We start from the raw sequence: 21,333 nt of genomic DNA, 5'->3' as shown, positions 1-21,333 counted from the left end.
GCGCTGCTGCGGGGGCAGTTGAAGTCGGCGATTGAGCAGCGTTGCCGATCATCGTGATGGGACCACCGCCGCTGTTGATAGGATGCGCAACGACGCCACTCGCCTGGCCACGACAGGGACGTAGAACATGAACCGGATTGGATTGATCGCATTGCTGGCCTGTACCGCCCCCGCCTATGCAGCCAGCCCCCTGTTGTCCGGCAGCTTCGTCCACGTCGGCTACTCGGGCAGCGACGAACAACTGCCGGCCGCGCAGTTGCCGCTGTTCCTGGATGAACTGCAGGACCTGGGCAACGACACGATCATCCTCGGCCAGGTGCGTGCCACGCGTGCCGGCGTGGGATGCGCCAGTGGCGTGCAGGATTTCGAATGGATTGCCGGCTTTCCCGGCAAGCTCGGCACCGTGCTCGACGCGGCGGCCGCGCGCGGCATGAAGGTCGTGGTCGGCACCACCTACAGCTCGGGGCAGTGCGCCACCTTCTGGCAGGGGCAGAACGCAACGGCCGTGGCACAGGATGCCGCGCAGTCGCTGGCGCAGCTTGGCCAGCAGTACGGATCGCATCCGGCGTTCGCGGGCTGGTACATCACCGACGAACCGGCACAGGTGCCGGCTGATCGCGCGCCGTTCTACCGTGCGATCGTGACGGCGCTCAAAGGCAGCACACCCTCACGGCCGGTGATGGTCGCGCCCTACCTGGCGTCATCCAGCGTTGATCCGGCCAGCGTGGGCCGGGCTGCTGCGCAGTTCCGTACGGCCACCGGCGTGGACGTGCAGATCTGGCAGGATGGCATCGGTGCCGCCTCGCATGCACGCTTGTTCCAGTGGGATCGCCCGGGTTATTCCACCGAGGCGTATTACGAGGCGCTGTCGGCGGCACTGGGTGCCAGCGGCCTGTGGGCCGACATCGAACTGTTCAACCATGGCAGTCCGTTGTTCCTGCAGACCGGCAACGGGCTGTCCGGTGCCTATCGGTCCGCGTCGGTGCAGCGCATCAACCAGCAGTTGTGGAGTGCGCGTTCGGCCGGCAAGCGCGTTGCCTGGCTCAACCAGTACCACATGTCCGAGGTGGTCGGCCCCGGCCAGGGCTATGGCGAATCGCCGCGGCTGATGAACACCTATCGCGGGTTGTATGGCATCGGTGCGTCCTACAGTGTCGATCCGGTGCAGACCACCTACAGCTACAGCGTGGCGCCGGATGCGAACTATCCGGACAGCAGCGGTCACGAGCTGTTCGATCGCCGGGTGGGAGATCCGCGCAATCCGATGGATGCCGGCTGGGTGGGCGTGCACGGCAATGTCAGCATCACCATCGACCTGGGCCAGCGCCGGCGGGTGGACTGGATCGGCCTGCATACGATGACCCGCCCGGCGTGGGGCATCGTCACGCCGACGTCGGTGGAGGTGATGTGCGCTGAGCCGGGAACTGCCGCAACCCGCATCGGCGTGCTGTCGGCGCCATTCACCCAGGCCGGGCTGAGCGGTTCGACCGAAGAGGAGTACGTGCTGGGCAATGCCGCGCCGCTTGCCGCGCACTGCCGCACGCTGGAGCTGCGGTTGGTCAATGGCAGCTGGACCTTCCTCAGTGAAATCGAGATGGCAGCTGAGCAGTAGGCGCCTCAGCGCTGGGGTGTGTCGCGCAGTCGCTGCGCGAACGGCCGCTGCTCAAGCGCCTGCAGTGCGTCGCGCAGCACCTGCTCCAACGACTGTCCAAGATCGGCATCGAGGCTGCGCGCCGCGCGAGCCGTGGCCTGCCACTGCGCCTGCAGCGCCGGCAACGCCTGCAGTGCGCGCGGGCTCAACTGCAGGATGCGCTCACGGCTGTCTTCACCGACCGCAGCGTGCAGCCAGCCGTCGCGCACCATTGCTGAAACCGTCTGGCTGAGCGCCGAATGGCTGAGCCCGCAGGCCAGTGCGAGGTCCTTGATGCGGCAGGGGCCTTGCGCCATCAGCGTGCGCAGTACCGGGGTGTAGCGCGGCCGGTAGTCCAGTTTCAGGTCGCGGTAGGCCTGTTCGACCGCCGGGTCGAGCTGGTCGAGCAGGGCCCGCAGCAGCGTTCCCAGGGTGGCGTGTTGGAGATCCATGCTGGCGATGATATATAAGCACTTACATATCATCAACGTGGGGTGCGGTCATGGCGGTTTCGTGGATGCTGGGCGCGCTGCTGGCGGCGTCCTGCCCGGCCCAGGACGCGGTGCTGCAGGCGGCGGCCACGGCGATACAGGCGCAGTACCTGGACGTGGCCGAAGGCGCGCGCATTGCCGAGGCGGTGCGCGGCTGGTCCAGCCAGCAGCGCTATGTGGACAGCTGCGCGGACCCGAAGGCTTTCAGCGCACGCCTGAACCAGGATCTGGACGTGTTCGATGGCCACTTCCATGTCGAGCGGGTGGATGCCAGCGGCGGCCAGGACGACTGGTTGATGGCCTGGCGCGCGGATGCGCGCAGCAATGGTGCGGGTGTGCGTGAGGTGCGGGTGCTGGAAGGCAACATCGGCTACCTGCGCCTGAGCACCTTCTACCCGCTCGATCTGGCCCGGCCGAAGCTGGCCGCGGCCTTCACCCTGCTGGCCGACACCGATGGCCTGGTGCTGGACCTGCGCCAGAACGGTGGGGGCGATGACGGCAGTGCGGACCTGCTGGTGCGGACCCTGCTGGCGGCCGAGATCACCCAGGTACAGTCACTGCAGCGCCGTGGCCAGCGCAGTCCGGTACCGCTGCCACCGGCGAGCCTGGGGCTGTACCTGAAGCCGCTGGTGGTGCTGATCGACCGCCGCACGGGGTCGGCCGCCGAATTCGTCGCGTACTCGCTGCAGGCGCAGGGGCGGGCACGTGTTGTTGGTAGTCGAAGTGGCGGCGCGGCACATATGTTCGATGATCCTGTGCTGCTGCCGGATGGCTATCAGATCAGCATTCCCGACCGGCAGCCGATCAACCTCCGTACCGGGACCAACTGGGAACGTACCGGCGTCACGCCTGATGCAGCAGGCGGTGACGATCCGCTGTTCGTCGCCCGGCAGCTGCTGGCCCGCTCGGCATCGCCAGAATGAACGCACAATTGCAACCGCGCCCTATCGCAGACGACATGCAGCGTGCCTAGAATCGATGCATCCCGGTAGTTCCCGGGCGCTTCGAGTGAATGGACTCAATGAAGATTCTGTTGACCGGCAGTTCCGGGCGGATCGGGCGTGCGATCTTCGGCGCGCTGGCGGCGGCCCACGAAGTGGTGGGGCTGGATCGCAGCCCATTTGCCACCACCCGCATCATTGCCGACGTCACCGATCGCCAGGCCGTGATGCGGGCGGTGCAGGGCGTCGACGCGGTGATCCATACCGCCGCTCTGCACGCACCCCATGTCGGCCTGGTGCCGGATGCGGTATTCCAGCAGATCAATGTGGAGGCGACCGCACACCTGTTGCAGGCTGCCCGCGAGGCCGGGGCACGCCGCTTCGTGCTGACCAGCACCACGGCGCTGTATGGCCATGCGGTGGTGGCGGGCGGTTGCCGCTGGATCGATGAAGATACCGAGCCGTTGCCACGCACGATCTACCATCGCAGCAAGCTGCAGGCAGAGGCATTGGCCGAAGCGGCTGCGGCGCCGGGCTTCAGCGTGCGTGTGCTGCGCATGGCCCGCTGCTTCCCCGAGCCACCGGAGCGGATGGCGATGTTCCGCCTGCACCGCGGCATCGACGCGCGTGACGTGGCCAGCGCACATGCCGCGCTGCTGCACGATGAGGGCGCTGCCTTCGCACGCTACATCGCCTGCGCACCGACGCCGTTCCTGCGCGAGGATTGCCTGGAACTGGCGACCCAGCCGCGCAGGGTGCTGGCCCGCCGCGCCCCGCAGCTGCTGGCCGAGTTCGAGCGCCGTGGCTGGCCGCTGCCGTTGAGCATTGACCGCGTCTACGACAGTGCACTGATGCGCGGCACACTGGGCTGGCAGCCGCGCTTCGGCCCGGACGACGTGCTGCAGCAGTACGCGGTTGGCAGTATCGAGGTGTTGCCTCGGGCGCAGTGGATCAAGGATCGGGTTGCCGAGTAGGACGGATCGGGGCGGGTTCCTGACCCGACCCTGAGCAGGTTCAGGAATGTGCAGGCGGACCGCCTCAACCTCGTTCGCAGGCGGCCGCTAACCCGGTGCGCTTCCAGCGCCGGGGGTGTCCCGGCGGCCGGTGGCCTGCGCGACGGATCGCGCACCTGCGCGGTGCCCTCGCGGTGCCGGTCGTCCTGAACTGCCTTGCGGACCCTTCCATGCCTTCTCCCCGTTCCGCCGCTGCCCGCCGCCCGGGCAGCATCGCCCACAAGCTGATGCTGGGCACCGCTGCGATCGCGCTGCTGTGCTTCGGCCTGACTGCGTTCCTGATCTACCGCCAGGCCAGCGCCAGCTTGATCGATGCCTCGCGCCAGACCATGGCCAGCGAAGCCACCGCCGAAGCCCGCCAGGTTGCGGCCGATCTGGGCACCGCCTTTGCCAGCAACGACGCCATGGTCGAGACCGTGCTGGCCCAGCGTGCGCGCGGCGATGTTCCGGATCGTGCCAGCCTGGCTGCCGTGCTGGGCGAGCAGCTGCGCACCCACCCGGAGTGGCTGGGCAAGAGCACCATGTGGGAGGCCGATGCCTTCGACGGCAAGGATGCCGAGTTCGTCAACACTGAAGCGCACGATGCCACCGGTCGTTACATGAGCTACTGGGCCTGGCACGATGGCAAGCCGCAGCAGTCGACGATGACCGACTACACCGAGACCGCCAGTGGCTCCGGTGACTGGTACATGGTGCCCAGCCGCGACAAGCTGGCGAAGGTGAGTGAGCCCTATTCCTACGACATCGGTGGCCAGCAGGTGCTGATGAGCACGCTGAGCACTCCGATCATCGAGAACGGCAGGTTCCTCGGTGTATTCACCGTCGACTTCTCGCTGGCGGCGCTGCAGAAGCACCTGGCCACGCTGAAGCCGATGGGCGCCGGGCGGGTCGAACTGCTCTCGCCGAATGGCGTGGTGCTGGCCTCGGCGAACGCCGCCGAGATCGGCAAGCCGCGCAACGACGCATTGACCCGCAGCATGCTGGCCGACGTCGCCGCCGACCGCCGGTTCGAAACCTTCACTCCGGATGCCGCCGGCAACGTGCGCGTATACGTGCCGCTGCGCGTGGGCGATGCGCCGCAACGCTTCGCGCTGGGCGTGGTAATGCCGCATGCGGTGATCGTGGCCGAAGCACGCCAGCTGCTGTGGCTGACCCTGCTGGTTGGCGTGGTGGCTGCGCTGACGTTGAGTGCCGGTGTCTATGTGCTGCTGCGCCGGTTGGCGATCCGCCCACTGGCCGAAGCCGTGCGCGTGGCCGGCGACGTCGCCGCCGGCAAGCTGGACAGCACCCTGCCGGCACGCAGCAACGACGAAGTAGGCCGCCTGCTGGACGCGATGCAGGGCATGCGGGGTCAACTGCAGTCGGTGATGGCGGCGCAGGCGGAGATGGCGCGTCGCCATGACGCTGGCGAGATCAGCTACCGCATGGACGCCGCGGCGTTCCCGGGTGAGTACGGCCGGATGGTGGCCGACAGCAACCAGCTGGTGGCCTCCAGCAACGCCGTCACCCAGCGTCTGGTCGACGTGATGCAGCGCTACGCGGTGGGTGACCTGAGCGTGGACATGGAAGTGCTGCCGGGCGAGAAGGCGGTGTTCACCGCTGCAATGGCCACCACCAAGAGCAACCTGGCGGCGATCAATGAGCAGATCCAGCAGTTGGCCGCCGCCGCCGCCGCCGGTGATTTCGCGGTGCGCGGCGACACGCTGCGCTTCGACCACGACTTCCGCCGCATGGTGGAAACCCTCAACACCATGATGCAGGTCAGCGACCACAACCTGGCCGAGCTGTCGACGCTGCTGCGCGCGATCGCCGCAGGCGACCTCAGCGCGCGCATGCAGGGTGACTTCCACGGCGTGTTCGCAGTGATGCGCGATGATGCCAACAGCACCGTGCAGCAGCTGACCCAGATCGTCGGCCAGATCCAGCAGTCGGCGGCCAGCATCCGCCTGGCGGCGGGCGAGATTGCCGCGGGCAACAGTGACCTGTCGCGCCGCACCGAGCAGCAGGCGGCGAACCTGGAAGAGACCGCGGCTTCGATGGAGGAGCTGACCTCCACGGTGCGCCAGAATGCAGACCACGCGCTGCAGGCCAACACCCTGGCCGGCTCCGCAGCGGGCGTGGCCAGTGAAGGCGGGCAGGTGGTCAGCCAGGTGGTGCAGACCATGGAGCAGATCGAGGCCTCGTCGCAGCGTATTGCCGAGATCATTTCGGTGATCGACGGCATCGCGTTCCAGACCAACATCCTGGCGTTGAACGCGGCGGTGGAAGCGGCGCGTGCCGGCGAACAGGGCCGTGGATTCGCCGTGGTTGCCAGCGAAGTGCGCGCGCTGGCCCAGCGCTCGGCAGGTGCGGCCAAGGAGATCAAGGAGCTGATCGACGCCTCGGTGGCGCAGGTTGGGGCCGGTGCGCAGCTGGTGCACGGCGCGGGCCGCACCATGCAGGAAATCGTCGGCCAGGTCGGTCGAGTGAACGAGATCATGGCCGAGATCTCGGCAGCCTCGCGCGAGCAGTCGGCGGGCATCGAGCAGGTCAACCAGACCGTGGTGCAGATGGATGAGACCACCCAGCAGAACGCCGCGCTGGTGGAAGAAGCCAGCGCCGCCGCGCGGGCGATGGAAGAACAGGCCGAGCAGCTGGCGGTGGCGGTCTCGCGCTTCCGTTTGCAGGCCGAGCCGGTAGCCGTGGCACGCCGCGCGGCCTGAAACCAGGCACGCGTACATGAAGACGCCCGGCCAAGGCCGGGCGTCTTCATTTCTGCTCGATGCTGTGCCTGGCCGGAGTGCGGCGGCAGCGCAGCGTCAGAACATGCCTTCGAAGGGGTTCCAGCTGGCTTTGCCCTTCACCTGCTCCAGGTAGTAGCTGTAGTTGGTGCTGGAGGCGACCAGGAAGTTCAAGGCGATGAACAGCGCGCGGGCGACGATCTCCGGCAGGAACAGGGTGACGGCGACCAGCACGATGTTGATGCCGATTACCACCAATGCCTTGCGCCACATGCCCAGAATGAACAGGTAGATGAAGCCGAAGAAGAAGGCGAAGAAATTGATGTTGACCTTGAGGCGGTCGCCGAAGGACAGCGCCTTCCAGGCTTCCTTGAAGCGGGGCTCCTTCGGAGCGCCATGCTGCTGGAAGAAGTTGAAGCGGAACTGCCACTTCGGGCTGAAGCGGGAGAGATCGACTGCGTTCATTGACGATTACGTCCTTGTAGGAAAACGGTTACATGATATGAGGTGGATGGTTCAGGAAACTACCCTCAACCGTCAAAAATGTGACGCGCCCGGCATGTGCAGGCCTGCGGCGGGGCGCCGCACCGTCACCCATCCGCCTTGTTTTTAGGATAGGGTGCGCAGTTCCGCTGCCGCCCCAGCTGATCCCGGGCGGCGGCGGGATGTCCATGGAGGTTGCATGACCACACCTGCTACACCGGAAAACGCACCGGGACCGGTGCTCCTGCCGACACCTGAAGTGGTGCAGGCACAACAGCTGCTCGCACGCCAGCAACTGGCGGTGGCGATGGACCGTGCACGCACGGCCGCTACGCAGAACGCGGCCGCGGCCGCGCTGGAAAGCGAGTAATCCGCAACACCGTCGATCGCGCTGGCCTGCCGCCAGCGCGATCGCGGCGCGCACCGCCGGTCAGAACCGCGCGGTCATGCTCATGAAGTAGCTGCGGCCGGCCACGAAGTAGTCGGTGGAGCCTTCGGCATACAGCTTCTTGTCGGCCAGGTTGCTGACGCCGCCGCGCAGGGTCAGTACCTCGTTGACGTTCCAGGCAGCGGTCAGGTCATACAGCGTGTAGGCCTTGAGGAAGGTCGTCGCCGTGCCGGTCTGCTTGCCGGTGTACTGCGCCGACAGGCTGCTGGAAAACACCGTGTTGGGCGTCCAGTCCAGCGACGAATAGCCGGAGAACTCCGGTGTATCGATCAGGTTCCTGCCGGTGGTCAGGTTCTTGGCTTCCTTCATCCAGGTGGCCGAGGTGCGCCAGCGCCAGTGTTCGCCGAAGCGGAAGTTGAGGTTGCCTTCCATGCCGCTGGTGCGCGCGCGCTGCACGTTGCTCATGCGCGTCCACCAGATTCCGTTGAACTTGCCCAGCGGCGCATACTCGATCTTGTTCTTGAAGTCGGTATGGAAGTAGGTCAGGCCGGCATCGAACAGGTCATTGTCGAAGCTGATGCCGATCTCGCGGTTGGTGCTGGTTTCCGGATCCAGGTCCGGGTTGCCGGCCATGTAGCAGCCACCGCGGGTATAGCCCAGCGGGATCAGCGAGGTGCAGCCGCGGCCGCCGGACTGGGTGGCCGCGCTGGGCGAGTTTTCGGTCAGGCTGGGGGCGCGGAAGCCCTTGGAAACACCACCGCGTATCGTCCACTGTTCGGCCGGGTGCCAGACCAGGTAGGCGCGGGGGCTGACGTGGCTGCCGAACTTCTCATGGTGATCCAGGCGCGCGCCCAGGGTCAGCGCCAGAGTGCGATGCAGCTTCAGTTCGTCCTCGACGAACAGTGCCCAGGTATCCACTTCCAGGTTGGAACCGCTGACGGCATTGCCGGCATAGTCGATCGGCGCGCGGCCGATGGTGTCGGTGTTGGTCAGTTCCTGGCGCTTCCACTGGCCACCGACGGCGAACTGGTGTTCAACACCCAGGGTGAAGGGCGTGGTCAGGCTGCCTTCGATGATCGTATCGGTGGCTTCGGAGCGGCCGGTGGCGCCGATGTCGTTCTTGTATTCGGTCCAGTACGCACTGATCTTCGAGTTGCCGAAGCTCCACTTGCCATCGTGGTTGAGCGCCAGCGAGCTGCGCTTGAGTTCACTGGCACCCCAGGCGCCTTCGTCCTGCTTCTCCAGCGATGCGTCGATGAAGGACTGCTGCACGCCGTGGCCGGCTTCCAGCGACAGTTCCTGCGCATCGCTGAGCTTCCACTGCAGCAGCGCGTCGACATTGCGGTCCTTTTCGCCGGCGTAGGCGTTGCCGTAGACACCACCGTTGGAGCGGTCCGAGTCGCGGCGCATGCTGTTGGCACCGACGCGCAGGCCGAAGCGCTCGCCGAGCGGGCCGGAGAACGTCGCACCGATCTGCTGGGTATCACCGCGCTTGCCATCGCCCGGGCGGGTATAGCTGTGGGTGGCGCTGCCGTTCCAGTCATCACCGATGCGCTTGGTGATGATGTTGATCACGCCGCCCATGGCGTCGGAGCCGTACAGCGACGACATCGGTCCGCGCACCACTTCGATGCGTTCGATCTGGTCGGGCGAGATCCAGTTCAGATCCTGGCGGCCGAGATCGGGGCGGTAGTTGGTCGAGGCCGAGCTGCCCATGCGCTTGCCGTCCACCAGCACCAGCGTGTAATTGGACGGCATGCCGCGCAGCTTGATCTTGGACTGCTCGCCGACCGCACTGAGGCCGCCGGTCACGCCCGGCACGCGGCTGAGCAGGGTGGCCAGGTCGTGCACCGGCTGGCGCTCGATGTCCTCGCGGCTGATCACGCTGATGCTGGCCGGCGCATCCTTGATCCATTGCTGGTTGCCCGAGGCGGTGACCACCACGGTATCCAGATCCTTAGTGGAGGCATCGGCACTGGCCTCTGCGGCGGCCAGGCCGGGCAGGGCAAGCAGGCAGGCGGTGGCCAGGGCGCAGGCCAGGCGGGTGCGCGGCAGTCGCGCGGAAGGGGTACGGAACGACAGGGACATGACGGCTTCCATCGGAGGAGGGGGACCCGGTGGAAGCAGCAGGCGCACGCAGACAGCAGGCAGCCCCCTTCCATGGGTCGTTGGGCGCTGGGTTGGAACCGGCGCAGCTGGGTGGGTCTCGGCCGTGCGGAAGACGGTGACCTGCCTGGTTAATGAAATGATAACCGTTCGCGTTTGTTACGATCCAGTACCTGGGGCGACGAAGTGACATCCGTTCCCCTGCCCCGGCACTCGCCTGCTGTTTGCTGAATGGGGATAAATCCCGGCGTAGACCTTCGCACTCGGCTTACATCCGGCGCCCTAGACTGAGCCGCATTTTCGATTCCGCCCCGTTGGAGATCGTGTGGGTTCCGGTAGTGACAGACAGCGACTGCGTGGCGTGACGCCGACGCAGCCAGGACAAGTGCGGGCGCCGGGAAAGCGCGCCGGGAACCTTGGTGCATGCAGCCCGGCCGGGATGGCCGGCCGTGCCGGCTGCGCGGAGTAGGCGGCAATGGGGGTGCAGACCATCCATGCGGAAGCAGATACGTCCCGGCCTGATGCCGGCTGGACGCTGCTGCCGGCCGAATCGCCGTTGCAGATGCCCGAGCAGACCCTGCGCGAAGGCCAACTGAAGGTTCGCCGCCACCGCACCTCGCCGCGGCTGATCGGCCTGCGCCGGTTCTACATCTTCGGCGGCACGCTGGCGATGACCGCCATCGCCACCCGGATGATGTGGCGGGTGCTGTCGGCCAATGGCATCAGCGTGCTCGAAGCCTGCCTGCTGGTGCTGTTTGTCGGCTTGTTCGCCTGGATCGCGCTGTCTTTCGCCAGTGCAGTGGCCGGCTTCCTGACCGCCGTGTTCGACCGGGGTTACCGCCTCGGCATCGACCCGGACAAGCCGCTGCCGACGGTGCACAGCCGCACCGCGCTGCTGATGCCGACCTACAACGAAGACCCGCGCCGGCTGCTGGCCGGCCTGCAGGCGATCTACGAGTCGGTGGCCGCCACCGGCCAGCTCGACCGGTTCGACTTCTTCGTGCTCAGTGATACCCGCCGCGAAGACATCGCACGGGCCGAGGAGCAGGTGTTCGCCGAACTGCGCGAGCGCGTGCCCGATGGCCAGGCGCGGCTGTTCTACCGCCGCCGTGGCGACAACAGCGGGCGCAAGGCCGGCAATATCGCCGACTGGGTCCGCCGCTTCGGCGGCGCCTACCCGCAGATGCTGATCCTCGACGCCGACAGCCTGATGACCGGCGACAGCATCGTGCGCCTGGTCGCGGGCATGGAACACAACGCCGACGTTGGCCTGATCCAGACCCTGCCGTCGGTGATCGGCGGGCGCACCCTGTTCGCGCGCATGCAGCAGTTCGGCGGCCGCGTGTATGGTCCGGTGATCGCCCGTGGCGTGGCCTGGTGGCATGGTGCCGAGAGCAATTACTGGGGCCACAACGCCATCATCCGCACCCGTGCCTTTGCCGATCAGGCCGGGCTGCCGGCGCTGCCGGGGCGCAAGCCGTTCGGTGGCCACGTGCTCAGCCATGACTTCGTCGAAGCGGCGCTGATGCGTCGTGGCGGTTGGGCCGCGCACATGGTGCCGTACCTGGGTGGCAGCTATGAAGAAGGTCCGCCGACCCTGACCGATCTGCTGGTGCGCGACCGGCGCTGGTGCCAGGGCAACCTGCAGCACGGCAAGGTGGTCGGCAGCCGTGGCCTGCACTGGATCAGCCGCATGCACATGCTGATCGGCATCGGCCACTATTTCACTGCGCCGATGTGGGCGATGCTGATGCTGATCGGCATCGCCATCCCGCTGTTCCAGGAAGGCATCGACTTCAACGCCCTGCTGCACCTGTCACCCAGCGTGTACTGGCGGGCCCAGGACGAGCAGCAGGTGGTGCGCCTGTTCGCGGCGACCATGGCGGTGCTGCTGTTGCCCAAGGTGCTGGGTTACCTGGCGATGCTGCTGGACCCGGTCGACCGCCGCGGGTGCGGCGGCGCGCTGCGCGCGTTCGTTTCGATGCTGGTGGAAACCGTACTGGCCGCGCTGATGGCACCGGTGGTGATGTACGTGCAGTCGCGCGGCGTGGCCGAAGTGCTGTCCGGCCGCGATTCCGGCTGGGACGCGCAGCAGCGTGACGACGGTGGCATCTCGTGGCTGGCGTTGATCCGTGGCTATGGTGGCCTGGGCGTGTTCGGTGCCTTCATGGGCCTGCTGGCCTGGGCGGTGTCGCCGTCGCTGGCCGCGTGGATGGCGCCGGTGGTGATCGGCATGGTGCTGGCGGTACCGGTGGTGGCGCTGACGTCTTCGCGCGGTCCGGGTGCCTTCCTGCATCGCCTCGGCCTGCTCGATATTCCCGAGGAGAACATCCCGCCGCCGGTGCTGGTACGCGCCGCGCAGCTGCGCCGGGAAGCCGCCGAACAGCCGCCGCTGTACTGATCGTCCCGCGGCAGCGGCATAATGCGGCTCGAACTTGAAGGAGCCGCATCATGCTGCAAACGGTGGAACAGGAAACCGGCGCCTCGCCGCAGTGGTCGGTGATCTGGCTGCACGGCCTCGGCGCCGACGGCCACGACTTCGCGCCGATCGTGCCGGAGCTGGTGCGGCCGCACTGGCCGGCGCTGCGCTTCGTGTTCCCGCATGCACCGGTGCGGCCGATCACGATCAACAACGGCGTGCCGATGCGTGGCTGGTACGACATCGTCGGCATGGACTTCCGTTCGCGCGCCGACATGGCCGGCGTGCAGGAATCGGTGGTGCAGCTGGATGCACTGATCGCGCGCGAGATCGAGCGCGGCATCGCGCCGGAGAAGATCTTCCTGGCGGGCTTCTCGCAGGGGGGCGCGATCATCCTGACCGCCGCATTGTCACGCACCGCGCCGCTGGCCGGCCTGATCGCACTGTCCACCTACCTGCCCGAAGCCGACGGCGCAAAGCGCGCTGAAGGCGCGGTGCAGGTGCCGGTGTTCATGGCCCATGGCAGCAGCGATCCGGTGATTCCGCAGGCGGTGGCCGCACACAGTGCGCAGGCATTGCAGGCGCTGGGCCTGGAGGTGGAATGGCACAGCTACCCGATGGCCCACCAGGTCTGCGCCGAGGAGATCCAGGCGCTGGGTGACTGGTTGCAGGAACGCATGGGCGCCGCCTGAGTCATGTCACCGGCCAGCGCTCCGCCCTGGATGCCGGAACTATGCCGCCTGCCGCGGCTGGCGGCGATGCTCGGCCTGGCCGAACTGGTGGTGGTGGTGCTGGCCCTGGCGCCGGATGGCAGCCGCCACTGGACCGTGGGCGAACTGCTGTCGGCCAGTGGTTTCGCGTTGTGGCTGGCGCTGGCCGTAACGGCCAGCCTGTGCCTGCTGCGGAACGCGTTGTCGAGGTTGCCACAGGCCCTGGGGGCGGTCTCGGCCATCGCACTGGCGACGCTGATCGCGGTGGTCTGCGCGGGCATCGTGCATGCCCTGTACGCGGTGCTTGGCGACAACTTCGCCCGCGGCATCAGCTTCTGGCGCTTCACGCTGGGCAGCGCCGCGACGACGGCGCTGATCACTGCGTTGGCCCTGCGCTACTTCTATGTGAGTGATCGCTGGGCCGCGCAGGTACAGGCCAACGCGCGTGCACAGGCCGATGCCCTGCAGGCGCGGATCCGGCCGCATTTCCTGTTCAACAGCATGAACCTGATCGCCAGCCTGCTGCATCGCGATCCGGTCGTGGCCGAGCGTGCGGTGCTGGACCTGTCCGATCTGTTCCGTGCCGCGCTGGGGGCGGGCGAGGGCGATTCCACCCTGCGTGACGAATGCGAGCTGGCCGAGCGCTACCTGTCGATCGAATCACTGCGCCTGGGCGAGCGCCTGCAGGTGCGCTGGCAGCGCGACGAGCCGCTGCCCTGGGATCTTCCCCTGCCTCGCCTGGTACTGCAGCCGCTGGTGGAGAACGCCGTGCTGCATGGCATCTCGCGGCTGCCCGAGGGTGGCACCATCGAGCTGCAGCTGGTGCGCGAAGGCAATGAACTGCAGATCCGCGTGCGCAATCCGGCGCCCGACCCGCAGGCCCCCGGGCTGGCCCTGGCGCGCGGTGCCGGCCATGCCCAGCACAGCATCGGCCATCGGCTGGCCTGGCGCTTCGGCAGCGCCGCGCGGATGACGACTGGCTGGAGCGAGGGCTACTATGCCTGCCAGGTGACAGTGCCGATCCAGTGAGGGAGCGATCGTGAGGGTAGTCATCGCCGATGACGAACCGCTGGCGCGTGAGCGCCTGCGCAGCCTGTTGGCCGCGCAGGACGGCGTGGATGTGGTGGCCGAGGCCGGCAACGGCGAGCAGGCCCTGCACGCGTGCGCGGAGCTGCAGCCGGACCTGGTCCTGCTGGATATCGCCATGCCCGGGCTGGATGGCCTGGAAGCCGCCCGCCACCTGGCCAGCTTCGAGCCACGGCCGGCGGTGGTGTTCTGCACCGCTTACGATGCGCATGCGCTGTCGGCGTTCGAGGCGGCCGCGATTGATTACCTGATGAAGCCGGTACGTGCCGAGCGTCTGGCGGCAGCGATCGCACGTGCACGCACGTTCCTGGCCGGCCGCGACGGCCAGCCGCAAGGCCACCGCGGGCAGCAGGCCCGCAGCATGCTGTGCGCGCGCCTGCGCGGCAGCCTGCGCCTGATTCCGCTGGACGACATCCACTACCTGCAGGCCGAAGAGAAGTACGTGGTGGTGCACCATGCACGCGGAGAAGACCTGATCGAGGAGTCGCTGAAGTCGCTGGAAGAAGAGTTCGCCAGCCGCTTCATCCGCATCCATCGCAACTGTCTGGTGGCACGCCATGAGCTGGTGGAGCTGCGACGTGGCACGGGTGGCCAGGTGCAGGCGATGCTGCGTCATGGCAAGCAGCCGCTGGAAGTCAGCCGCCGCTGCGTGGCGACGTTGAAGCAGGAATTGCGGCATCTGTGAGTGTTCCGCGCGGCCTGCGGCCGCGACTGCTTACGAGCAACGTCGAAAGCAACAGCAACAGCAACAGCCGGTTGGTCGGCTCGTTGTTGCTACGTGCTGGGTCGGGCCGGGGTGGGGTGGCGGGACACGCTGCAAGTACATCCCTGTAAGCTCGATGGCGCCTTGCTCGTGTGCGCTGTCCTGCGCACACGGCAAGACCGGGGTTGGGCGTCCGGCCCAACCCGCCCGAGGCATGCCTCGGGCCCATGGCGCCAACGGTCCCGCCACCCCACCCCGGCCCAACCCTCTCGTTTTTCCCGCGTCGGACAGCAAAGGCATTGTTGTTATCGGGTGGGGAAAGAGGGGTCAGATCCCTTTTCCTGCGGAAAAGGGATCTGACCCCGGAAGCCGTCGGCAGTTGCTTTTGCTTCTGCTCTTTTTTCTTTTCTTTTGATCTTCCGTGGCTGACGCACACGGAAACTGTCAGAGGCCGGGCGGGGTGGGCTGCGCAGGGGCGTGAGCCGCATGGATGCGGCGACCGAGCTTACATGGACGTACTTGCAGCGGCCCCTGCGCAGTCCATCCCGCCCGGCCCAGCACGGCTGTTGCTTCAACCATACCCCCAGCCAGCCACGAGGGGCTCCGCCGTTGGCCGTATCCGCGCCGAAGGCGCGATAATGACCGGATGGAAACCGTCCGCATCGCCACCCGCAAGAGCCCGCTCGCCCTCTGGCAGAGCGAACACGTCGCCGACCGCCTGCGCCAGGCCCATCCCGGCCTGCATGTGGAACTGGTGCCGATGAGCACCCGCGGCGACGAGGTGCTCGACCGTTCGCTGGCCGCGATCGGTGGCAAGGGCCTGTTCCTGAAGGAACTGGAGCTGGCCATGCTGCGTGGCGAGGCCGACTGCGCCGTGCATTCGCTGAAGGATGTGCCGATGGAACTGGATGCGCCGTTCGCGTTGCCGGCAATGCTGACCCGCCACGATCCCGCCGATGGCTTCGTCTCCAATCTGTACGCCTCGCTGGACGCGCTCCCGATCGGGGCACGGGTCGGTACCTCGTCGCTGCGTCGACAGGCCCAGCTGCGCGCGCTGCGCCCGGACCTGGAACTGCTGGACCTGCGCGGCAACGTCAACACCCGCCTGGCCAAGCTCGACAACGGTGGCTACGACGCCATCGTGCTGGCCGTGGCCGGCCTGGAGCGCCTGGGCCTGGGCGCGCGCATCGTCGCGCGCCTGCAACCGCCGCAGTGGCTGCCGGCCCCGGCGCAGGGTGCGGTGGCGGTGGAGTGCGATGGTGGCAATGCGCGCCTGATGGCGTTGTTCGCCCCGCTTGATGACGCGGCCACGCGTGCCTGCGTGGAGGCCGAGCGGGCGATGAACCGTGCGTTGCATGGCAGCTGCCACGTGCCGGTGGCGGCCATCGCGCAGTGGCAGGGCGACGACCTGCACCTGCAGGGGCTGGTTGGCAGCGCCAGCGATGGCCGTGCCGTGCGTGCCGAGGCGGTGGGTCCGGCCAGTGACCCGGAAGCGCTGGGCCAGCGCGTGGCGAAGATGCTGCTGGATGAGGGCGCCGGCGAGCTGCTGAACGTCTGAGCCACCGCAGGTAGTGCCGGCCGATGGCCGGCAACCTCATGCCACCACTTGAATGCAGTTGCCGGCCAGCGGCCGGCACTACCGGAAGAAGAACGGGCGCCCTGGCGCCCGTTCTGCTTATTTGAACTTGTAGACCACGTTCATCGTGGTCAGCGTATCGGTCTTGCGCTTGTCCTCGGCCACGTCACTGTTGTAACGCGCCTGCCAGCCGGCCTTCAGCGCCAGATGTTCGTTCATGCTCACCGAAACACCGAAGTCGTTCTGGCCGAAGGTGTTGTAGGAACCCGATTCGACCAGCAGGGTGTTGACCAGGTCGGTGTTGTCGGTCAGCGAGTACTTCATGTCGAACAGGCCGCGGCCGATCATGCCGGTGCGGGTGCGGTCGTCCTCGGTGCTGTGGGTGCGGCGCACACCGGGGCCGATCTGTGCGTCGAACGAGAAACGCTCGGTGTTCCACAGGCGGGTGCCGTAACCCAGACCGAACGAGCTCTGGCGGTCGTAGGTGGCGAAGTCATCGCGCTCGGTACGCACCGTGGCCGTCAGCTGGCGGTGCTCGCCCAGCTGCAGCGCGCTGCCGGCACTGCCGGTGTAGCGGTTGGCGGTGGTGTTGTTGCGGCGGCTGGTGGAGCCGTCGTCGCGGGTCTCGATCACCTTGGAGCTGGAACGCAGGCCGGCCAGGTCCATGCTGTGCACCCAGTCGCCATCGGTGTAGCGCAGGCGCAGGCGGCCGTTGAAGCTTTCGGTGCTGCTGTTGCCGCGTGCCGAAGCGAAGCCGAGCTCGCCGCCACTGCCGCTCCACGGCGAGGACATCGCCGCCAGTTCGGAGGCATCCTGCGCATACGCGAGCGGTGCGCACAGCAGCAGGGGGATCAGCAGGGACACGCGCAGGGACATCGGGGCTTCTCCGAAGCGGTTGACAGCCGGTGATGATACTGGAAGCGTGATGGCGGTCCGAATCGATCCAAACGGTTTCTTCAGCAGACGTTGCCGCGATCGCCTATTCAGGGCAGATCGACGCGCAATGCCGGGTCGTTGAAGCGCGAATAGCGCAGGCGCAGCTGGAAGCTGCGGCCATTGCTGCTGCCGCTGCGGACGATCTGCCGCGGCAGGCCCTGGGCGTCCACCCAGTACTCCAGGCGTTCGCCGGGCTGCGCGCCACGCAGGCGGTAGTGACGCGTCTCGACCCCGTCCAGCGACTGGCTGCCCAGGTCTTCGGCCTGCAGATCGGCGGGCAGGGCATCGGCCGGCAGCGGGTTGCGCCATTGCTCGAGCAGGCCCGGCGGGGTCGGCACCTGCCGGATCGCGTCGTCGGCCTGCAGGAACATGGTGTCGCCGATGATCGTCTGCGGACCGGCCGGGGTCTGCACCCGGAAGCGGTCGGGGGCGACGAAGTCCATGGCGCTGCGCACCGGCTGCGGCGCACCCAGCACCTCCAGTTCGGCGTGGAAGCTGCGCAGGGCCGAGAAGCGCTGGCTGGCGCCCAGCACCGCCTGCGCCGGATCCGCTGCCGGCACGGGCGCTTCGGTGCTGGCCGGCGCGGGCGCGCGATCACAGGCGGCCAGCAGCAGGCAGGCCAGCAGGGACAGGGCAGGCAACCGGCGCATCGGGTGTTCCAGAGGGGTGGGGGCGACCACGATAGCCCAAACGTCCCACACAAGACCCGCGACTCGGACATAATCGGGGGTATGGACCGATACGAACGCATCACCGCCCTGCATCGTCTGCTCAAGTCCGCACGCTATCCGGTGACGGTGGCGACCCTGCAGGACAAGCTCGGTTGCTCCCGTGCCACCGTCTACCGCGATCTGGCCTTCCTGCGCGACGCGCTGATGGCACCGATCGAGGGCGACGGCGAGGCCGGCTTCCGCTACCAGGCCGACGAGAGCGACCGCTTCGAGCTGCCCGGGCTGTGGCTGAGCTCGGAGGAACTGCATGCCCTGCTGGCCTCGCAGCACCTGCTGGCGCGGACCGGCGGCGGCGTGCTGTCCTCGGTGCTGGCACCGCTGCAGCAGCGCATCGAGAGCCTGCTGGCAGCCCAGGCTGGTGTTTCCAGCTGGCCGGTGGACCGCGTGCGGGTGATTCCGCACCGTGGCCGCAAGTTCGATGAAGGCAGCTTCCGCAGCGTGGCTTCGGCGGTGCTGGAGCGCCGCCAGCTGGCGTTCGAGTACCGCGCCCGCTCCACCGACGAGCCGACCAGGCGCACCGTTTCGCCGCAGCGCCTGACCCACTACCGCGACAACTGGTACCTGGATGCCTGGGACCATGACCGCGAGGCGCTGCGCAGCTTTGCCGTGGACCGTATCCACAAGGCGCGGGTGATCGACAGCACCGCCCGTGACGTCGCCGACAGCGAGCTGGACGAGCAGCTGGGGGCCAGCTACGGCATCTTCTCCGGCGCGCCGAAGGGCTGGGCGACCATCCTGTTCAGCGCCAAGGCCGCGCGCTGGGTGGCCGACGAGCACTGGCATTCCAAGCAGCAGGGCCGCTTCCTGGCCGACGGCCGCTATGAACTGAAGGTGCCGTACAGCGTCTCGCGCGAGCTGCTGATGGACGTGCTGCACTACGGCTCGGATGCCGAGATCGTCGAACCGGTGATGCTGCGCGAGCAGGCCAAGGCGCTGCTTGAGCTCGCCCTGAGCAACTACGACAACTCCTGACACTCCCCCCGAGAACCCTCCCGCCCATGAAGAAGACCCTGTTGCTGCCCCTGCTCGCCGCTGCGCTGGCCCTGACCGCCTGCGGCAAGTCCGGCGAGCCCTCGCAGAAGCTGGTGGTGGCCGCTACGGCCGTGCCGCATGCCGAGATCCTTGAAGTGGTCAAGCCGATCCTCAAGCAGGAAGGCGTGGACCTGGACGTGCGCGTGTTCAACGACTACGTGCAGCCCAACGACCAGCTGGTGCAGAAGCAGGTGGACGCCAACTACTTCCAGACCGAGCCGTACCTGGACGCCTACAACCGCGATCGCAAGACCGATCTGGTGAAGGTGATCGGCGTGCACATCGAGCCGTTCGGTGCGTACTCGCGCAAGATCAAGTCGCTGGCCGAGCTGCGCGAAGGTGCCGACGTGGTGATCCCGAACGACCCGAGCAACAACAGTCGTGCGCTGATCCTGCTGCACAAGGCCGGCGTGATCGAGCTGAAGGATCCGACCAACGCGCTGTCGACCCAGCGTGACATCACCGCCAATCCGAAGAACCTGAAGTTCCGCGAGCTGGACTCGGCGATGCTGCCGCGCGTGCTGGACCAGGTCGACCTGGCCCTGATCAACACCAACTACGCGCTGGATGCGGGCCTCAACCCGACCAAGGATGCACTGGCGATCGAGAGCAAGGACTCGCCGTACGTGAACTTCCTGGTCGCACGCCCGGACAACAAGGACGACGCCCGCGTGCAGAAGCTGGCCAAGGCTCTGACCAGCCCGCAGGTGAAGGCCTTCATCGAGACCAAGTACAAGGGCGCGGTGTTGCCGGCGTTCTGACCATGCGGTAGTGCCGGCCGCTGGCCGGCAATCTGCAAATGCCGCCAAAGATCATGGGGTTGCCGGCCAGTGGCCGGCATTACCTTCAGTCGACGTGGAAGGCGAGGGTGGCCGCCACGGCCTGCTGCCATCCTGCATACAGTTTCTCGCGCCGGGCCACCTCCATCTGTGGTTCGAAGTGCCGGTCCAGGCCCCATTGCGCGGCGATCTGTTCGCGGCTGGACCAGAAACCCACCGCCAGCCCGGCCAGGTAGGCCGCGCCCAGCGCGGTGGTCTCGGTCAACCGCGGCCGCAGCAGTGGCACCCCAAGGATGTCGGCCTGGAATCCGGCCAGGAAGTCGTTGCCGATCGCGCCGCCATCGGCGCGCAGTTCGGTCAGCGCGATACCGGCATCGGATTGCATCGCATCGAGCACGTCGCGGGTCTGGTAGGCCATCGCTTCCAGCGCCGCGCGCACGAAGTGCGCCTTGCGGGTGCCACGGGTCAATCCGAACATTGCACCGCGCACATCACTGCGCCAGTACGGCGCCCCCAGACCGACGAAGGCGGGCACCAGATAGACGCCGCCGCTGTCGGGCACCTGCGCGGCCAGTGCCTGGCTGTCGCTGGCGCGTTCGATCATCCGCAGGCCGTCGCGCAGCCACTGCACCACCGAGCCGGCGATGAAGATCGAACCTTCGAGTGCATATTCCACGCGCCCGTCCAGGCCCCAGGCGATGGTGGTCAGCAGGCCGTTGCGCGAACGCACCGCCTGCGTGCCGGTGTGCATCAGCATGAAGCAGCCGGTGCCATAGGTGTTCTTGACCATGCCCGGCTGGAAGCAGGCCTGCCCGAACAGCGCCGCCTGCTGGTCTCCGGCGATGCCGGCGATCGGGATCGGGTGATCGAAGAAGAACTGTGGCCGGGTATGCGCGTACACGGCACTGGAATCGCGCACCTGCGGCAGCATCGCGCGCGGGATGTCGAGCAGCGCCAGCAGGTCGTCATCCCAGTCCAGTGTGTGGATGTTGAACAGCAGCGTGCGCGCCGCATTGCTGTAGTCGGTCACGTGCGCCTGGCCACCGCTGAGGTTCCACACCAGCCAGCTGTCGATAGTGCCGAACAGCAGCTCGCCACGCTCGGCGCGCTGTTGCGCGCCCTCCACGTGGTCAAGAATCCAACGCACCTTGGTGGCGGAGAAATAGGCGTCGATCAGGAGACCGGTGCGCTCGCGGATCAGTGCCTCGTGCCCTTCGGATTTCAGCCGCTCGCAGATGGCGTGGCTCTGCCGCGATTGCCAGACGATGGCATTGTGGATCGGCTGGCCGGTAGCACGGTCCCAGACCACGGTGGTTTCGCGCTGGTTGGTGATGCCCAGTGCGGCGATATGACGTGGGTCGATCTGCCCGCGGCTGAGCAGTTCGGTCAGCGTGGCATAGACGCTGGTAAGGATCTCGCGCGGGTCATGCTCGACCCAGCCGGGCTGCGGGAAGATCTGCGCGAACTCGCGCTGCGCACTGCCGACGATGTCGCCGGCACGGTCGAACAGGATCGCGCGCGAACTGGTGGTGCCCTGGTCGATGGCCAGCACGTAGCGGGGCGTCATGCAGCGTCTCCGGTGGCGATGG

18 protein-coding genes are annotated in these 21,333 nt (G+C 67.4%); 12 read left to right on the top strand and 6 right to left on the bottom strand.

Features of this window, described 5'->3' with window-relative positions; genetic code table 11:
• Positions 1-127: 127 nt before the first annotated feature.
• The gene (locus tag AC13GF_RS17490; RefSeq protein ID WP_483005451.1) at positions 128-1,612 is read left to right on the top strand and encodes a DUF4434 domain-containing protein; all 1,485 of its coding nucleotides are present in this window, start codon (positions 128-130) and stop codon (positions 1,610-1,612) included.
• 5 nt (positions 1,613-1,617) lie between these two features.
• On the opposite strand, the gene AC13GF_RS17485 is transcribed toward AC13GF_RS17490, so the two are convergent.
• Positions 1,618-2,082 (bottom strand): MarR family winged helix-turn-helix transcriptional regulator, encoded by a 465-nt coding sequence (locus tag AC13GF_RS17485; protein ID WP_295553081.1) that lies wholly within the window; start codon positions 2,080-2,082, stop codon positions 1,618-1,620.
• Between the two features lie 50 nt (positions 2,083-2,132).
• On the opposite strand from AC13GF_RS17485, the gene AC13GF_RS17480 reads away from it, so the two are divergent.
• The 3 genes from AC13GF_RS17480 to AC13GF_RS17470 all read left to right on the top strand — a co-directional run bounded on the left by AC13GF_RS17480 (position 2,133) and on the right by AC13GF_RS17470 (position 6,777).
• Positions 2,133-3,044 (top strand): S41 family peptidase, encoded by a 912-nt coding sequence (locus AC13GF_RS17480; RefSeq protein WP_483005450.1) that lies wholly within the window; start codon positions 2,133-2,135, stop codon positions 3,042-3,044.
• A 98-nt stretch (positions 3,045-3,142) separates the two neighbouring features.
• Positions 3,143-4,036 (top strand): NAD-dependent epimerase/dehydratase family protein, encoded by an 894-nt coding sequence (locus AC13GF_RS17475; RefSeq protein ID WP_483005449.1) that lies wholly within the window; start codon positions 3,143-3,145, stop codon positions 4,034-4,036.
• Positions 4,037-4,245: 209 nt separating this feature from the next.
• The gene (locus AC13GF_RS17470) at positions 4,246-6,777 is read left to right on the top strand and encodes a methyl-accepting chemotaxis protein (protein ID WP_483005448.1); all 2,532 of its coding nucleotides are present in this window, start codon (positions 4,246-4,248) and stop codon (positions 6,775-6,777) included.
• 96 nt (positions 6,778-6,873) lie between these two features.
• Here AC13GF_RS17470 and AC13GF_RS17465 read toward each other — a convergent pair whose 3' ends face one another.
• Positions 6,874-7,260, bottom strand: coding sequence for a DUF2628 domain-containing protein (locus AC13GF_RS17465; protein ID WP_483005447.1), 387 nt, complete (start codon positions 7,258-7,260; stop codon positions 6,874-6,876).
• A 217-nt stretch (positions 7,261-7,477) separates the two neighbouring features.
• Between AC13GF_RS17465 and AC13GF_RS17460 the strand changes: the two genes are divergently transcribed.
• Complete coding sequence (locus AC13GF_RS17460) at positions 7,478-7,648, top strand: hypothetical protein (protein WP_167345305.1); 171 nt, start codon at positions 7,478-7,480, stop codon at positions 7,646-7,648.
• A gap of 60 nt (positions 7,649-7,708) precedes the next feature.
• Here AC13GF_RS17460 and AC13GF_RS17455 read toward each other — a convergent pair whose 3' ends face one another.
• A complete protein-coding gene (locus tag AC13GF_RS17455) occupies positions 7,709-9,754 on the bottom strand; it encodes a TonB-dependent receptor domain-containing protein (RefSeq protein ID WP_483005446.1) in 2,046 nt (681 codons plus the stop codon).
• A gap of 493 nt (positions 9,755-10,247) precedes the next feature.
• On the opposite strand from AC13GF_RS17455, the gene mdoH reads away from it, so the two are divergent.
• The 5 genes from mdoH (at position 10,248) to hemC (ending at position 16,248) form a co-directional block, all read left to right on the top strand.
• Positions 10,248-12,173, top strand: coding sequence for a glucans biosynthesis glucosyltransferase MdoH (gene mdoH / locus AC13GF_RS17450; protein ID WP_483005445.1), 1,926 nt, complete (start codon positions 10,248-10,250; stop codon positions 12,171-12,173).
• Positions 12,174-12,223: 50 nt separating this feature from the next.
• A complete protein-coding gene (locus tag AC13GF_RS17445; protein WP_483005444.1) occupies positions 12,224-12,883 on the top strand; it encodes an alpha/beta hydrolase in 660 nt (219 codons plus the stop codon).
• 3 nt (positions 12,884-12,886) lie between these two features.
• Complete coding sequence (locus AC13GF_RS17440; protein ID WP_483005443.1) at positions 12,887-13,930, top strand: sensor histidine kinase; 1,044 nt, start codon at positions 12,887-12,889, stop codon at positions 13,928-13,930.
• 10 nt (positions 13,931-13,940) lie between these two features.
• Positions 13,941-14,672, top strand: coding sequence for a LytR/AlgR family response regulator transcription factor (locus AC13GF_RS17435; protein WP_108269981.1), 732 nt, complete (start codon positions 13,941-13,943; stop codon positions 14,670-14,672).
• A gap of 664 nt (positions 14,673-15,336) precedes the next feature.
• Positions 15,337-16,248 (top strand): hydroxymethylbilane synthase, encoded by a 912-nt coding sequence (gene hemC / locus AC13GF_RS17430; RefSeq protein WP_483005442.1) that lies wholly within the window; start codon positions 15,337-15,339, stop codon positions 16,246-16,248.
• A 117-nt stretch (positions 16,249-16,365) separates the two neighbouring features.
• Here the strand turns inward: hemC and AC13GF_RS17425 are convergent, their stop codons facing one another.
• Positions 16,366-17,142, bottom strand: coding sequence for a DUF481 domain-containing protein (locus AC13GF_RS17425; protein WP_010481298.1), 777 nt, complete (start codon positions 17,140-17,142; stop codon positions 16,366-16,368).
• A gap of 107 nt (positions 17,143-17,249) precedes the next feature.
• On the bottom strand, positions 17,250-17,852 hold the full coding sequence (locus tag AC13GF_RS17420) for a LolA family protein (RefSeq protein WP_049399177.1): 603 nt from the start codon (positions 17,850-17,852) through the stop codon (positions 17,250-17,252).
• A gap of 81 nt (positions 17,853-17,933) precedes the next feature.
• Here AC13GF_RS17420 and AC13GF_RS17415 point away from each other — a divergent pair, with 81 nt between their 5' ends.
• Positions 17,934-18,905, top strand: a complete 972-nt coding sequence (locus tag AC13GF_RS17415; RefSeq protein WP_126930096.1) for a helix-turn-helix transcriptional regulator — start codon at positions 17,934-17,936, stop codon at positions 18,903-18,905.
• 26 nt (positions 18,906-18,931) lie between these two features.
• Positions 18,932-19,726 (top strand): MetQ/NlpA family ABC transporter substrate-binding protein, encoded by a 795-nt coding sequence (locus AC13GF_RS17410; protein ID WP_032129055.1) that lies wholly within the window; start codon positions 18,932-18,934, stop codon positions 19,724-19,726.
• A gap of 85 nt (positions 19,727-19,811) precedes the next feature.
• On the opposite strand, the gene glpK is transcribed toward AC13GF_RS17410, so the two are convergent.
• A complete protein-coding gene (gene glpK, locus AC13GF_RS17405; RefSeq protein WP_483005441.1) occupies positions 19,812-21,311 on the bottom strand; it encodes a glycerol kinase GlpK in 1,500 nt (499 codons plus the stop codon).
• Between the last annotated feature and the right edge of the window lie 22 nt (positions 21,312-21,333).

Source organism: Stenotrophomonas sp. 22LJNL06-5-1, assembly GCF_056861455.1.
The sequence above is the reverse complement of the archived record's forward strand: the minus strand, read 5'-3'. Positions and strand labels throughout refer to the sequence as shown.